At 34.5% G+C, this 13,365-nt stretch carries 13 protein-coding genes; 6 read left to right on the top strand and 7 right to left on the bottom strand.

Annotated features, from left to right (window positions below; all coding sequences use genetic code 11):
* Positions 1-63: 63 nt before the first annotated feature.
* The gene (locus tag NJT12_RS05755) at positions 64-693 is read left to right on the top strand and encodes a DUF4230 domain-containing protein (protein ID WP_271334934.1); all 630 of its coding nucleotides are present in this window, start codon (positions 64-66) and stop codon (positions 691-693) included.
* A 276-nt stretch (positions 694-969) separates the two neighbouring features.
* On the opposite strand, the gene NJT12_RS05750 is transcribed toward NJT12_RS05755, so the two are convergent.
* The 7 genes from NJT12_RS05750 to NJT12_RS05720 form a co-directional block, all read right to left on the bottom strand.
* Complete coding sequence (locus tag NJT12_RS05750; protein ID WP_271334933.1) at positions 970-2,745, bottom strand: aromatic amino acid hydroxylase; 1,776 nt, start codon at positions 2,743-2,745, stop codon at positions 970-972.
* 315 nt (positions 2,746-3,060) lie between these two features.
* Complete coding sequence (locus tag NJT12_RS05745; protein WP_271334932.1) at positions 3,061-3,444, bottom strand: group III truncated hemoglobin; 384 nt, start codon at positions 3,442-3,444, stop codon at positions 3,061-3,063.
* Between the two features lie 139 nt (positions 3,445-3,583).
* Positions 3,584-4,828 (bottom strand): threonine ammonia-lyase IlvA, encoded by a 1,245-nt coding sequence (gene ilvA, locus NJT12_RS05740; RefSeq protein ID WP_271334931.1) that lies wholly within the window; start codon positions 4,826-4,828, stop codon positions 3,584-3,586.
* Between the two features lie 335 nt (positions 4,829-5,163).
* Positions 5,164-5,703, bottom strand: a complete 540-nt coding sequence (locus tag NJT12_RS05735; protein WP_271334930.1) for a DUF4136 domain-containing protein — start codon at positions 5,701-5,703, stop codon at positions 5,164-5,166.
* A gap of 104 nt (positions 5,704-5,807) precedes the next feature.
* On the bottom strand, positions 5,808-7,784 hold the full coding sequence (locus NJT12_RS05730; RefSeq protein WP_271334929.1) for a urocanate hydratase: 1,977 nt from the start codon (positions 7,782-7,784) through the stop codon (positions 5,808-5,810).
* Positions 7,785-8,273: 489 nt separating this feature from the next.
* A complete protein-coding gene (locus tag NJT12_RS05725) occupies positions 8,274-9,248 on the bottom strand; it encodes a 2-hydroxyacid dehydrogenase (protein WP_271334928.1) in 975 nt (324 codons plus the stop codon).
* Between the two features lie 18 nt (positions 9,249-9,266).
* Complete coding sequence (locus tag NJT12_RS05720) at positions 9,267-9,449, bottom strand: C1orf53 family protein (RefSeq protein WP_271334927.1); 183 nt, start codon at positions 9,447-9,449, stop codon at positions 9,267-9,269.
* Positions 9,450-9,562: 113 nt separating this feature from the next.
* On the opposite strand from NJT12_RS05720, the gene NJT12_RS05715 reads away from it, so the two are divergent.
* Genes NJT12_RS05715 through hemL form a run of 5 tightly spaced genes read left to right on the top strand, consistent with a single transcriptional unit; the run spans position 9,563 to position 13,307 of the window.
* On the top strand, positions 9,563-9,904 hold the full coding sequence (locus NJT12_RS05715) for a hypothetical protein (protein WP_271334926.1): 342 nt from the start codon (positions 9,563-9,565) through the stop codon (positions 9,902-9,904).
* A gap of 3 nt (positions 9,905-9,907) precedes the next feature.
* The gene (locus NJT12_RS05710) at positions 9,908-10,804 is read left to right on the top strand and encodes a 1-aminocyclopropane-1-carboxylate deaminase/D-cysteine desulfhydrase (protein ID WP_271334925.1); all 897 of its coding nucleotides are present in this window, start codon (positions 9,908-9,910) and stop codon (positions 10,802-10,804) included.
* Positions 10,797-11,696 carry a glucosaminidase domain-containing protein gene (locus NJT12_RS05705; protein ID WP_271334924.1) on the top strand — a complete coding sequence of 300 codons (900 nt, stop codon included), beginning with the start codon at positions 10,797-10,799 and terminating at the stop codon, positions 11,694-11,696. Before NJT12_RS05710 ends, NJT12_RS05705 begins: the two co-directional genes overlap by 8 nt.
* A 32-nt stretch (positions 11,697-11,728) precedes the next feature.
* Complete coding sequence (locus NJT12_RS05700) at positions 11,729-11,980, top strand: hypothetical protein (RefSeq protein ID WP_271334923.1); 252 nt, start codon at positions 11,729-11,731, stop codon at positions 11,978-11,980.
* 40 nt (positions 11,981-12,020) lie between these two features.
* On the top strand, positions 12,021-13,307 hold the full coding sequence (gene hemL / locus NJT12_RS05695; protein WP_271334922.1) for a glutamate-1-semialdehyde 2,1-aminomutase: 1,287 nt from the start codon (positions 12,021-12,023) through the stop codon (positions 13,305-13,307).
* Positions 13,308-13,365: the final 58 nt, after the last annotated feature.

The raw sequence follows: 13,365 nt of genomic DNA, 5'->3' as shown, positions 1-13,365 counted from the left end.
TAGTGATGAAAAACTTTTAACCTCTTAGAAAAAAGAAGTAAATTGGTCTAATAAAATAATAGAATGCAAAATTTAATAAAGAGAATAATAGTTTTCGTTGCGGTCGTACTTTTGATAGTTTTGGCTTTCAAATATTGTGAGTTCAAAAAAGACGACGATTCTACCATCGATTACAATACCAATTTAATTCAACAGCAGATTTTAAATGTTGGAAAATTAGTAGTCACCGAAGGGCATTTTTCAGAAGTCATTACCTATAAAAATCAACAGAAATACTTGATGGATATGGTTTCTTTTGAGAAGAAAGCACTTGTTGTCGTGAATGCAAATGTTACAGTTGCTTATGATTTGCATAAAATCAAATACGATATCGACGAAAAAAATAAAACCATCACCATTCTTAATATTCCAAAAGAAGAAATTACAATCAATCCGGATATTCAGTTTTACGATGTTGAACAAAGCAAACTAAATCCTTTTACAGGAGATGATTACAACAAAATCAACAAATCAGTAAAAGCCAATCTGGCGAAAAAAATCGAGAAATCGACCTTGAAAACCAATGCCCAAAATAGATTGATTAGTGAGTTATCTAAAATTCTGATCCTGACAAATTCAATGGGTTGGAAATTGCAATACGAAGGAAAAACAATTGAATCTGATAAAGATTTTAATACAGATTTAAAATTGTAGTTTGCCACAAAGGCAAAAAGACTCTAAGTTTTTTTAATTAATGATTAATCGTATTGTTTGTCATTTCGGCCCAAGGGAGAAATCACACTAGAAGCTCCGCACAGAAAGTCGTCAATCTTTGTCGAATCCCGCGTGTGATTTCTCCCTTGGGTCGAAATGACAAAATTGTAGAAAAACTTTGCGACTTCACGTCTTTGCGAGATTAAAAAAAAACCTGCGTTAATCAGTTTAAATCAGTAAGATTCGTGGGCAAAATTTTCGCAACAACAAAAAGTCTTATTGTCTTTGTGGCAAATCCGGCAAAGAACCGTTAAATATCAAATCCAATCCACCAGTAATTAAATGTGCCACTTCAGGACGTTTTATTTTCAACTGATCCAGATAAACCAATACTTTCTGCAAAAGCTGTGCTTCATTTGAATCCTTCGAAAGCTCCGCTATTTCAATAGAAAGCAACCAATCATTAGAATGGTTTTTTTGAAGTTTCTCAAATACAGATTTCAATTCAGATTTAGCATCTTTATTTTCTCTGATCATACGAACCGTTTGGTACAAAATCTCCAGATCGTCACGTTCGTCTGAATGTTTGGCTTTTATAGTTGTAGTTTTAGGAACCGAATTTATCAAATCGAAACTATTTACATCGGCTGGACCTGAAAAAGCCGAAACTACTTTTTTACCAATTGCCATATCATAATTTCCCCATTCCGGCTGAAACAAAATTGTTTCGCCATGTGTAACGGTACAATTTCTAAAACTAATCAGGATAATTTCACCGTGTAAATTTCTGGAACCTGTAATGATTTCTCCTTCAACAATAATATTGCCTTCAAACTCCAGTTTTACAGTTTCATTTTCAACGATACTATAAGCTTGTAAATCCTTCGGGCTCATATCTTCGATTGCTAAATTGAATCCTTTCAGTTTCCCAATCGGACTTCCAAAACCTTCCGGATGTGTTAGCGTTCCGTGGCCAACTAATTCTTTTTCGCGATACGATAAAGCTGTTTTTCCTGTTGTCTGAATGTAAATTGGTTTTCCTTCCTCTTCTAATACATTTGTAAAAACTCCCGAAATCTGTAAACCTGTACTCAATTCAATAGTTCCTAAAGCATTGGAATGAATTAGTTTCTGAATCCCCGAAAGTCCCCCGGTTCTTAAAGCCATTTTATTCGCAAATTCTTCCAGGACCAAACTTAAATAAGAGAAATTTGGCGTTACATATAATTGAGGTTGCAATTGCGTAATATCAAAATTCTGATTCGCAGCAGAGATATCGTAAGGTATTTTCTTTACGTTATCCGTCATGCACCAGGCACTTTCTCCAATCGATGAAAGTAATCCTGCGCCATATATTTTTGGGTTTTCAACAGTTCCAATCAGGCCATATTCAACAGTCCACCAATGCAGGTTTCGAATTTGAGCCATTTCAGACAATTCCCCCATATTATTTTGCAGATCGGCAACAGCTTTTTCAGCCTCGTCTATTTTTTCCTGTGGAGTATCTTCGGCTTCTTTTAATATTGAAAGCAACCGAATCGCCTCGTACATCTGATAATCTTTATGTGATGAAATGGCTTTGCAGCCAATTTCTCCAAACCGGCGTAAATATTCAGCATATTCAGGATTCGCAATAATAGGAGCGTGGCCGGCACCTTCGTGAATAATATCCGGAGCAGGCGTATATTCGATATGTTCTAACTGGCGAATATCTGAAGCAATAACCAAAACGTTGTAAGCCTGAAATTCCATAAAAGCATTTGGCGGAATAAATCCGTCAACCGCAACCGCAGCCCAGCCAATTTCGGTTAGAATCCGGTTCATTCCATACATACTAGGGATCGCATCAATTTCGATTCCCGTTTTGCGTAAGCCGTCTAAGTACGAACTATGTGCAACTTTCGATAAATAATCTACATTTTTACGCATTACATAGCGCCAAACCGCTTGGTTTATAGGAGTGTAATCGCTATAATCCTGAGGTTTAATAAACTGCTTTAAATGTTTAGGCAATCGCTCTAATAACGGGTTTGTTTCAATACTTGCATTCATTTCGAAAACGTTGTAGTTTAGAATGCAAAATTACGAATTAACACCGCTATTTTTTGCTATTTGTTACAATTATTTTATTCGAAGGTGATTTTTATTGCGTTTTTCGTGAAGTTTGTCTTGAGATCTTATATAGGTTTTAGGAGCTAATTCCTGCTGTACGCTGTATCTTTTTGTTTTTAAAGAAAAAACAAAAAGGATGCCGCTTCCATCAGGGCTAGGACTTCCGTTTTCAAAAGAACATTTTAAATTTATAGAGATAAAAATTTCCAATAAAATAATTCATGATAATTCGTGAAATTGATGGCAATTTTTTTTCTAATGATTTTCAGGATTTCTAAAATATTCAATTTTGTAATTGAACATATAGGCCATATTTGCTGCACGAACTTTAGCTTCCTCAGCTAATTTTCCAATAAATAATTCATCGACAGTTGAAGTGAAAATTTCCATCCAGCGATCAAAATGAGACTGATTTACAGGTAATTGTTTGTGTGGCGGAAATGGGCTTCCGGAATAAGTATGTTCTTCTAAAAGAATGGTTTGCCAAAAACGATACATTTTTTCTAAATGTTCAGGCCATCTTCCTAGCATTTTTTCATTGAAAATAGGTCCAATTAAATCATCTTTCTGAACTTTATCATAAAATGTATTTACTAAAAGTTTGATGTCTTCTATGTTTGAAATATCCTGAGTTGCCATTTTTTTAATAAAAATAAAGTGCTTTCTTTTGTAAAGCTGGTGAAATCTTTGTGATTCTCTGCGAAAATCCAGTACACAAAGTTACACAAAGATTATGCAGTGAAACTTAAAGAAAAACAAAAAGTGGGTTAAAGTTTGATTATCCTATTAACTGTGTAAACAAATCCTGGTTGTCATTCAGATATTGAAATTCAAAACCATTTTTGGTCATGTTCATTTTAATTGCCAGAATATCTTTTTTGTTTTTCAATTCTAATCCAACTACGACAGAACCAACTTCACGGCTGTTTTTCTTAGCGAATTGAAAGTAAGTGATGTCATCATCCGGTCCTAAAATATTATTTACAAATTCTTTTAGAGCTCCGGGACGTTGTGGAAACTGAATCATAAAATAATGCATCAAACCTTCGTAAAGTAAAGAACGCTCTTTTATTTCGGCCGTTCTTTCGATATCATTATTACTTCCGCTTACTACGCAAACTACGGTTTTGCCTTTTATTTTATCCTTATAAAAATCTAAAGCAGCAATTGTTAATGCTCCAGCCGGTTCTACAACCATAGCCTCTTCGTTGTATAAACGCAAAATTGTCGTGCACACTTTGCCTTCAGGAACCAGAATGATGTCGTTTAAGTTATTACGGCATATTTCAAAAGTTTTATCGCCAACTTGTTTTACTGCAGCGCCGTCAACAAATTTATCAATAGTTGCAAGTGCAGTATTTTTATTTTCTTCAATAGAGGTTTTCATTGAAGGAGCACCTTTAGGTTCAACTCCAATAATTTTAGTATCAGGACTCAGATGTCTAAAAACTTCAGATAATCCTGAAGCCAATCCACCTCCGCCAATTGGGACAAAAACATAATCGATAGCTTCTTTATAATTTTCGAGAATTTCAAGTCCAACAGTTCCCTGACCGGCAATTACTTTCTCATCATCAAAAGGATGAATAAATATTTTATGATTTTTTACGGCATCTGCAGTTGCGGACGCATAAGCATCATCAAAAGTATCTCCGATAAGCACAATTTCAACAAACGATTTTCCAAACAGTTGAACCTGTTTTACTTTTTGTTTTGGAGTCGTTTTCGGCATATAGATTTTGCCTCTGATCTGCAAAATATGGCAGGAATATGCAACACCTTGTGCATGATTTCCGGCACTTGCGCAAACAATTCCAGTTGCTTTTTCGATATCATTCAACGAAGAAATCTTGTTATAAGCGCCTCTGATTTTGTACGATCGTACAATTTGTAAATCTTCCCGTTTCAATAAAATAGTCGATTGAAATTCGTCTGAAAGATTTAAATTTTGCGTAAGTGGAGTAGCGGCTACTACATTTTCTAATTGCTTTTTTGCAGCAAGTACTTCGTTAAATAAATTCATTTTGTTTTGTTTTTTTGCCACGAATTAGCACTAAATTTTATTGTTTGATTAGAAAAAAATAATTTGTGAACCTACGTGAAATTTGTGACAACCTTTTGATTATTTATTAAAATAAAAAACCTCCCGGTTTGGGAGGTTTCATAAATTGTATTTTGTTTACTTATTTATATAATACCTCGCCATTATTGCTGAATTGCAATAATGTTAACAGAGATAATAATGATATTTAAGTTTTTCATTTCAGATAATTGAATGGCAAATGTATAAATTATTTCGTAAAGTATTTAATAACTTTTTTTAGTTTTTTCAAATACTGAAAACTGCGACTTAAAAACTTACTTCTTAACCGGAGGATATTGTGCCAAAACTTTTGATACAAGTTCTTTTACTTTAGCATCTTTTTTCTCTACGTTTTTGGTTAAAGTTCCAACACCTTCACCTTGCCAGATCATTTCTTTCTTTTTAGCATCAATTAAGTCAATGAATAAAGTTCCTTCTGTAGAGGTTGATACAGTAGTTTGATTTCCTCCGTACATCATGTAAGGATTCCATCCCCAACCCCAACCATAACCCCAACCGGCGCTAAATTGGTTTACATTAACTTGTTCTCTTGATTTTGTAAAAATATTTATTAATAAATCTGGGTTCTCACTTTTTGTAAAACCTTTGGCTTGCATTTCTTCGTCTATGGCGTGTAGGATACGTCTTTTATCCAAATCAGAAATTTCGACCTTATCAATTCCCGGCTTAAAAAATGCATAAGTCTTATAAGGCGTGAAATCTACGTTTTTATCATAATCAGAATAAACACTGACTGTGCTGCATGACGCAAGAATTAAAAGCAAAAAAACGGGTACTAATTTGAATGTTTTCATATGTTTAAAAATTTTAATGTTCTTCTTTCTTTGTCTGGCTGAGCGGAGTCGAAGCCCTTTTTCCTCTATAGCCTTTCGACTCCACTCAAGGTTACATTAGTCAACTAAAATAGATTTTCATCTACAATATTAGGTAACGTAACTTTTAATAACGGCTGAACTTCCATTGCTCTTTTTATAGCAAAAATAGCTTCATCATTTCTAGCCCAGCTTCGTCTTGAAATTCCGTTGTTAACATCCCAAAAAAGCATTGATGCTAAACGTTTTGAAGCTTCCTGAGAACCATCAAGAACCATACCAAAACCACCATTTATTACCTCTCCCCAGCCAACTCCGCCGCCATTATGTATCGAAACCCAGGTTGCACCCCTGAAACTGTCTCCAATCACGTTTTGAATCGCCATATCGGCAGTAAAACGGGATCCGTCATAGATATTTGAAGTTTCTCTGTAAGGAGAATCAGTTCCGGAAACGTCATGATGATCACGACCTAAAACAACAGTTCCAATTTCGCCTTTTGCAATCGCCTGATTAAAAGCCTCGGCAATTTTAATGCGGCCTTCAGCATCTGCATAAAGAATTCTCGCCTGAGAACCCACAACCAATTTATTCTCCTGAGCACCTTTGATCCATTTGATATTATCCTGCATTTGCTGCTGAATTTCATTTGGAGCCGTTTTTGCCATTTCTTCCAGAATTTCACTTGCGATAGTATCTGTTTTTTGTAAATCTTCCGGTTTTCCAGAAGTACAAACCCATCTAAACGGACCAAAACCATAATCAAAACACATAGGTCCCATGATATCCTGAACATAACTTGGATACTTGAAATCGATATTATTTTCGGCCATTACATCTGCACCAGCGCGGGAAGCCTCTAGTAAAAAAGCATTTCCGTAATCAAAAAAGTAAGTTCCTTTTGCGGTGTGTTTATTGATTGCTTTAGCTTGTCTGCGCAAAGATTCCTGAACTTTTTCTTTGAATAAATCAGGATTATTGGCCATCATTTCGTTCGCTTCCTCAAAAGAAATTCCAGCCGGATAATAACCTCCAGCCCACGGATTATGAAGTGAAGTCTGATCCGATCCCAAGTCAATTTTTATGTTTTCCTTATCAAAACATTCCCATACATCAACGACATTTCCTAAATAAGCAATCGAAACCACTTCTTTATTGGCTTTTGCCAAAGTCACTCTCTTTACCAATTCATCTGTCGAAGTTACGACTTCGTTAATCCATCCTTGTTCGTGGCGGATTTTGGTAATTTTTGGGTTCACTTCAGCGCAAACCGTGATACAACCTGCAATATTTCCTGCTTTTGGTTGTGCTCCGGACATTCCGCCAAGTCCTGAAGTTACGAATAAATTGCCTTCAGGATTTAATTTTATTTTTCTGAAACCATTTAGAACCGTAATTGTCGTTCCGTGTACAATTCCTTGTGGGCCAATGTACATATAACTTCCCGCCGTCATTTGTCCGTATTGAGAAACGCCCAAAGCATTCATTTTTTCCCAATCGTCCGGTTTAGAATAATTCGGGATCACCATTCCGTTTGTAACCACAATTCTTGGCGCTTCAGAATGCGAAGGAAATAATCCCATTGGATGTCCAGAATACATTGTTAAGGTTTGCTCATTTGTCATTTCAGACAAATATTGCATCGTCAATAAATATTGTGCCCAGTTCTGAAAAACAGCTCCGTTACCGCCATATGTAATCAATTCATGCGGATGTTGCGCCACAGCATAGTCCAGATTGTTCTGAATCATATGCATAATCGCTTTTGCCTGCACTGATTTTCCGGGGTAATCGTCGATTGGTCTTGCGTACATTCTGTAATCAGGACGCAGGCGATACATATAAATACGACCGTAAGTATTTAATTCTTCGGTAAATTCTTTAATTAATTCAGCGTGATGCTGAGGTTCAAAATAGCGCAATGCATTTTTTAAAGCCAGTTTTTTTTCTTCTTTCGAAAGAATATCTTTTCTTTTTGGCGCATGGTTAATTGCAAAATCATACTCTTTTTTTGGAGGCAATATAGAAGGAATTCCTTGTTGAATTTGTTCTTTGAAAGTCATGGTTTATTTGAGATTTTAGATTATTGATTTTAGACTTTTTCTAAGGCTAAAATTATAATCTATAAATTAGTTATTATAAGTTTTAAATTATGTCGCCCCGCTGGGGCTAAAAATCTGATTGTTAAATGAAATTCTATAAATATGCGGCATAAATATACCGCTATAAATATGGCACTCCTCCGGAGTTTAATTTTAGCCTTGGAAAGGCGTCATATTTATAGAAATAAAATAGATCTTTTAGTAAAAGCTCCATTGGAGCGATATATAAATTCAGTTTAAAAAGAATTATCTATTATCAAATTGACATATTTTCTAATTAAAAACCTACGGATAACGAATATCCGACCTATGATAAGATTTGTGGATTTTAATCCTAAATTTTCTTGAGCGAATATCCATTTATAATTATTGATGATTAATTGTTAGTTGTTGATTTTTTAATTGACGAATTAAGAAATTATCTAATTAATAAATTGTCCCATTTTTTAATTAAGAATAAACTTCTTCATTAACACAAAACGGCATTTTTTTATGCTCAAAAAGTGCTATTATATTTTGTGCAGCACAAATTGCCATTGCATTTCTGGCTTCGTATGTTGCGGAGCCAATGTGTGGTAAAATGCAACAATTTGGCAAAGATAATAATGGGTTATTTTGTTTCATTGGTTCAGGATTTGTAACATCAAGTCCTGCGCCCCAAATGACATCATTGGTTAGTGCATAAAAAAGGTCGTCCTCATTATGAAATTTTCCTCTTGCTGTATTGATGAAGATAGCATTGCGTTTCATTTTTGCAAAAGCATCTTTATTGAAAAGTTCATTGCTTTCTTTGCTGTAATTTGCATGAATACTCAAAACATCACTTTGTTTAAGCAAGCTTTCGAAATCTACATATTGAGCATCAAGTTCTTTTTCGGCGTTGTTATTATGAGAGCGATTGTGGTAAATGATATTCATTCCAAATGCAGCTTTGCACTTTTTTGCCATTTCAAAACCAATTCTGCCTAAACCGAATATGCCTAATGTTTTACCGTAAAGTTCCTGTCCTAAATTTTCTAAGGCATTAAAAGAATTCCATTCTCCGCTTATAATTTTTTTATGATTAAAAAATGATTTTCTCGCAACACTTTGCATCAATAAAAAAGCAAGATCTGAAGTGGCTCTGTTTAAAACGTCCGGAGTATTGCCAACAGGGATTTTGCGGCTATTAGCGGATGGAATATTTACGGAATCAAATCCGACAGAAAATAAAGCGATACCTTTTAAATTAGGACATTGCTGAAAAAAATCTTCATCTAAATTATTGGTTCCAACATTCAGAAGAGCGTCATTTTGTTTACAGAAATTTATAAACTCATTTCGTGATGATACATTCTCTGTTGGATTTATGGTAAGTTTGATACCTTTTTCCTGAAGTAACAAAATGCCTGCTTCGGGTATATTTTTAGTTATAAAAACCTTCATTTTGTATTGTTTTAGTTTTTATTGCGGTTTGTTTATTCTTCCGGTTCGTTTATCAAACCCATACGGGCAATGACGACAGCCACTTTTGCAGCAATAACCTCGTTTTAAATGGTGTTTTTCAGTAAAGCATTTATAACCTTCGGGCGTATAGTAAAAATCTTCGCCTTCGATTAATTTATTTTCATTACTTTGCTCTTTCATAAATCTGCATTGGGTTCATATTCTTATTTTTTTTCAATCAAAATCTACTGTTAGATTGTGATTTTAATGAAATTGAACAATTTTTATCTACAAATTTATAAATTTTACAGCTAATGTTTCTGATTGTTGCTAAATATTTAATTCCAAAAGGATATCGGGGAATGACTTTATTTCCGTTTGTGTTTTTAAAATATGATTTTGATAAAGACAATCTGGTTTTTGTAAATCATGAAAAGATTCATTTGAGACAGCAATTAGAATTACTGGTTTTTCCGTTTTATGTTTTTTATGTTTTTGAATATATAATTAGATTAATACAATATAAAAATAAAGATTTAGCATACCGAAATATAAGTTTTGAAAGAGAAGCTTATACAAATGAAAATGATTTGGATTATTTGAAAAACAGATCTTTCTTTGGTTTTTTGAATTACATAACTTTAAAACAAAAATAGATTTTGAACGTACCAATTCATATCACTTTTCCAAATAATATTGCGCTTACAATAAAACGAGATGATCTCAATCATCCTTTTGTATCAGGGAATAAATTAAGGAAGCTAAAATATAATTTACTTGCGGCAAAAGCTGAAAACCAAGGAACAATATTGACTTTTGGCGGAGCTTTTTCGAACCATATCGCTGCTGTTGCCTATGCGGGAAAGGAGCAGGGTTTTAAAACGATTGGTGTTATTCGCGGGGATGAACTTTTTGATAAAATTGAAGAAAACCCAACATTGAAATTTGCTCAGGAAAACGGAATGCAATTTGAGTTCGTAAGCCGGGAAGATTACAGGCATAAAAGTGAAATTTCCTTTATTGAAAAATTAAAAGATAAGTTTGGAGATTTTTATTTAGTACCTGAGGGCGGAACAAATGAATTGGCCGTAAAAGGCTGTGAAGAGATTTTGACTGATGAAGATGCTGTTTTCGATTATGTATGCTGCGCAGTTGGAACGGGTGGAACAATCTCCGGATTAATCAATAGTGCCTTGCCACATCAGAAAATTTTAGGGTTTCCGGCGTTAAAAGGTGACTTTTTAACCGATGAAATTCGTATTTTTGCAAAACAAGATAACTGGAATTTGATTTCTGACTATCATTTTGGAGGTTATGGGAAGATAAATTTAGAATTAATTGAATTTATCAATACTTTTTTTGAAGATAATAAAGTACCCCTGGATCCAATTTATACAGGAAAAATGGTTTTTGGCGTTATAGATTTAATCTATAAAAACTATTTTCCTGAAAATTCAAAAATAGTACTCATTCATACCGGCGGATTGCAGGGAATTGAAGGGATGAATATAAAATTGAGACAGAAAAAATTACCAATACTCAAAAACAATGGTTAAAAAAATTATAACATTCCTGATTCTGGCAACTTTAGTAAGTTGTTCCTCTAGTAAACCTACTATTGCAACGACTAAAAAAGCAGCAATGCAGAAGCCCAGAGTGGCAGCAACCAGAAAGCCAGCGTATGCTAAACCAATTGGCAAAAATTATCCTTCTACAAACAATACTACAGAAGTAATACAATCTACATCAAATACAGTTGTAACCAATGATTTAATTACGAGTTACGTCCTGTTGTATAAAGATATTGCAATGGGTAATATGCAAAAATATGGTATTCCTGCCAGTATTATTCTGGCTCAGGGAATTTTGGAATCTGGTGCAGGAAGAGGTGATTTAGCTGTTGAAGCAAACAATCATTTCGGAATTAAATGCCATAAAGACTGGTTAGGAGAAAGTGTTCGTCATGATGATGATTCAGCCCAGGAATGTTTCAGGAAATATCCGGAAGCTGCGGAATCGTATAGAGATCACGCTTTGTTTTTAGTCGGAAAAAATAGATATGCGACTTTATTTACTTACGAAAAAGACGATTACAAAGCTTGGGCAAAAGGGCTGAGAGCGGCAGGTTATGCTACAGATCCTAATTATCCGGATAAATTAATAAGTTATATCGAAAGATACAATCTTCATCAATACGATTGTCAGGTTACGGGTAGAAATTACAAACCTTTTGAGAAAACAACTGTGACTAAAAGTTCCTCAGCTCCCGTTCGAAGTTCTTCAAATTCGAATGCAAATTCAAACGATCCAAATTCGTACGAAGTTCAAAAAGGAGATACCTTATATTCGATTTCAAAAAAATTCAACGTACTTGTTGACGATTTAAAACGGAAAAACAATCTTTCAGATAATGCAATTTCAATAGGGCAGAGGTTGAAAGTGAAGTAATTTTTTAGTCTCAGTGGCAGTTTTCAGTTATTATGAAAAAGAAAGTTTTAATACTAATTGTTACTTTTGCAGCAGTTTTAATCATTAGATTCTTTTTCGGAGTTTACGATAATGATGAGTTTGCGGAAAGTCATCTTTTTGTAAAACATCGCCCAACTTGGAAATGGAAATTTTATTCTCCTCAAGGAATGTCAGATATAAAATTGGAAGAACTTTCAGTAGAAAAACAAACAGAACAAAAATATTTTAATGAGTTTATAAGAGATCAGGGTTTAAGCAGATAGCTTAAATCTAGAATCAGAACTCTAAAATCTAGAATCAAAAATGATATATAAAAGAAGTAGTCAGCTTTTTGCTGAAGCAGAAAAAGTAATTCCGGGAGGAGTAAATTCACCAGTTAGAGCCTTTAAAGCGGTTGGGGGAACTCCTATTTTTGTAAAAAGTGCCAAAGGTGCTTATTTGTATGATGAAGACGGAAATAAATTAATAGATTACATTAATTCATGGGGACCAATGGTTTTGGGGCACGCTTACCAGCCAGTTGTTGATGCTGTTATCGAAAAAGCAAAATTAGGCACTTCATTTGGGATGCCAACAGAACTGGAAACTCAAATTGCTGCTTTAGCAGTTTCTATGGTTCCGAATATTGATAAAATAAGATTTGTAAATTCAGGTACAGAAGCTTGTATGAGCGCAATTCGTCTGGCGCGTGGATTTACAAAAAGAGATAAAATAATAAAATTTGCAGGTTGTTATCACGGACATTCTGATTCATTTTTGATTCAGGCAGGAAGTGGAGCCGTAACTTTTGGTTCTCCAAACAGCCCGGGAGTTACAGAAGGAACTGCAAAAGATACTTTGTTGGCGAAATACAATGATTTAGAGAATGTAAAAACTTTAATCGAAGCAAACAAAAACGAAATTGCAGCGATTATTATCGAGGCAGTTGCAGGAAATATGGGTTGTATCCCACCACAAAAAGGCTTCTTAGAAGGTTTGAGAGAATTGTGTACTGCAAACGGAATTTTATTAATCTTTGATGAGGTAATGACTGGTTTCCGTCTGGCTCGCGGTGGCGTTCAGGAATTGTATAATATCAATGCTGACATTGTAACTTTTGGAAAAGTAATTGGTGGTGGTTTACCGGTTGGGGCTTTTGCTGCACGCGAAGAAATCATGAATTATCTGGCGCCGCTTGGTCCCGTTTATCAGGCAGGAACATTATCAGGAAATCCATTAGCAATGGCGGCCGGATTAGCAATGTTGCAGGCATTAGATAATGACCGCGCTATTTTTACCCGTTTAGAAGAAAAAACAGCTTATCTGGAAGCAGGAATTGATAAAGTTTTAAAAGCAAATAATGTTGCTTTTACCATCAATAGAGTAGGTTCTATGATTTCTGTGCATTTTGATGCCAATCCGGTTGTTGATTTTCAAACGGCTGCAAAAGGAGATAATGAAACTTTTAAGAAATTCTTTCACGGTTTATTAAACGAAGGCATTTACATTGCGCCATCTGCTTACGAAACCTGGTTTATTACAGATGCATTAAGTTACGAAGATTTAGATTTTACGATTAATGCAATTGATAAGGTTTCAAAGACATTCTAAAACATAATATATTTTTTTTTCAATTTAAGGTTCAACTTTTTTAGTAAAGCTGAACCTT

Origin of the sequence: Flavobacterium azizsancarii, assembly GCF_027980145.1 — a bacterium.
GTDB classification, from domain to species: domain Bacteria; phylum Bacteroidota; class Bacteroidia; order Flavobacteriales; family Flavobacteriaceae; genus Flavobacterium; species Flavobacterium azizsancarii.
The sequence above is the reverse complement of the archived record's forward strand: the minus strand, read 5'-3'. Positions and strand labels throughout refer to the sequence as shown.

What these genes read in the sequence shown, in the direction of transcription:
- NJT12_RS05755 (WP_271334934.1), top strand. Translation starts at nt 64, where the DNA reads ATGCAAAATTTAATAAAGAGAATAATAGTTTTCGTTGCGGTCGTACTT.
- NJT12_RS05750 (WP_271334933.1), bottom strand. Translation starts at nt 2,745, where the DNA reads ATGAATGCAAGTATTGAAACAAACCCGTTATTAGAGCGATTGCCTAAA.
- NJT12_RS05745 (WP_271334932.1), bottom strand. Translation starts at nt 3,444, where the DNA reads ATGGCAACTCAGGATATTTCAAACATAGAAGACATCAAACTTTTAGTA.
- ilvA (WP_271334931.1), bottom strand. Translation starts at nt 4,828, where the DNA reads ATGAATTTATTTAACGAAGTACTTGCTGCAAAAAAGCAATTAGAAAAT.
- NJT12_RS05735 (WP_271334930.1), bottom strand. Translation starts at nt 5,703, where the DNA reads ATGAAAACATTCAAATTAGTACCCGTTTTTTTGCTTTTAATTCTTGCG.
- NJT12_RS05730 (WP_271334929.1), bottom strand. Translation starts at nt 7,784, where the DNA reads ATGACTTTCAAAGAACAAATTCAACAAGGAATTCCTTCTATATTGCCT.
- NJT12_RS05725 (WP_271334928.1), bottom strand. Translation starts at nt 9,248, where the DNA reads ATGAAGGTTTTTATAACTAAAAATATACCCGAAGCAGGCATTTTGTTA.
- NJT12_RS05720 (WP_271334927.1), bottom strand. Translation starts at nt 9,449, where the DNA reads ATGAAAGAGCAAAGTAATGAAAATAAATTAATCGAAGGCGAAGATTTT.
- NJT12_RS05715 (WP_271334926.1), top strand. Translation starts at nt 9,563, where the DNA reads ATGTTTCTGATTGTTGCTAAATATTTAATTCCAAAAGGATATCGGGGA.
- NJT12_RS05705 (WP_271334924.1), top strand. Translation starts at nt 10,797, where the DNA reads ATGGTTAAAAAAATTATAACATTCCTGATTCTGGCAACTTTAGTAAGT.
- NJT12_RS05700 (WP_271334923.1), top strand. Translation starts at nt 11,729, where the DNA reads ATGAAAAAGAAAGTTTTAATACTAATTGTTACTTTTGCAGCAGTTTTA.
- hemL (WP_271334922.1), top strand. Translation starts at nt 12,021, where the DNA reads ATGATATATAAAAGAAGTAGTCAGCTTTTTGCTGAAGCAGAAAAAGTA.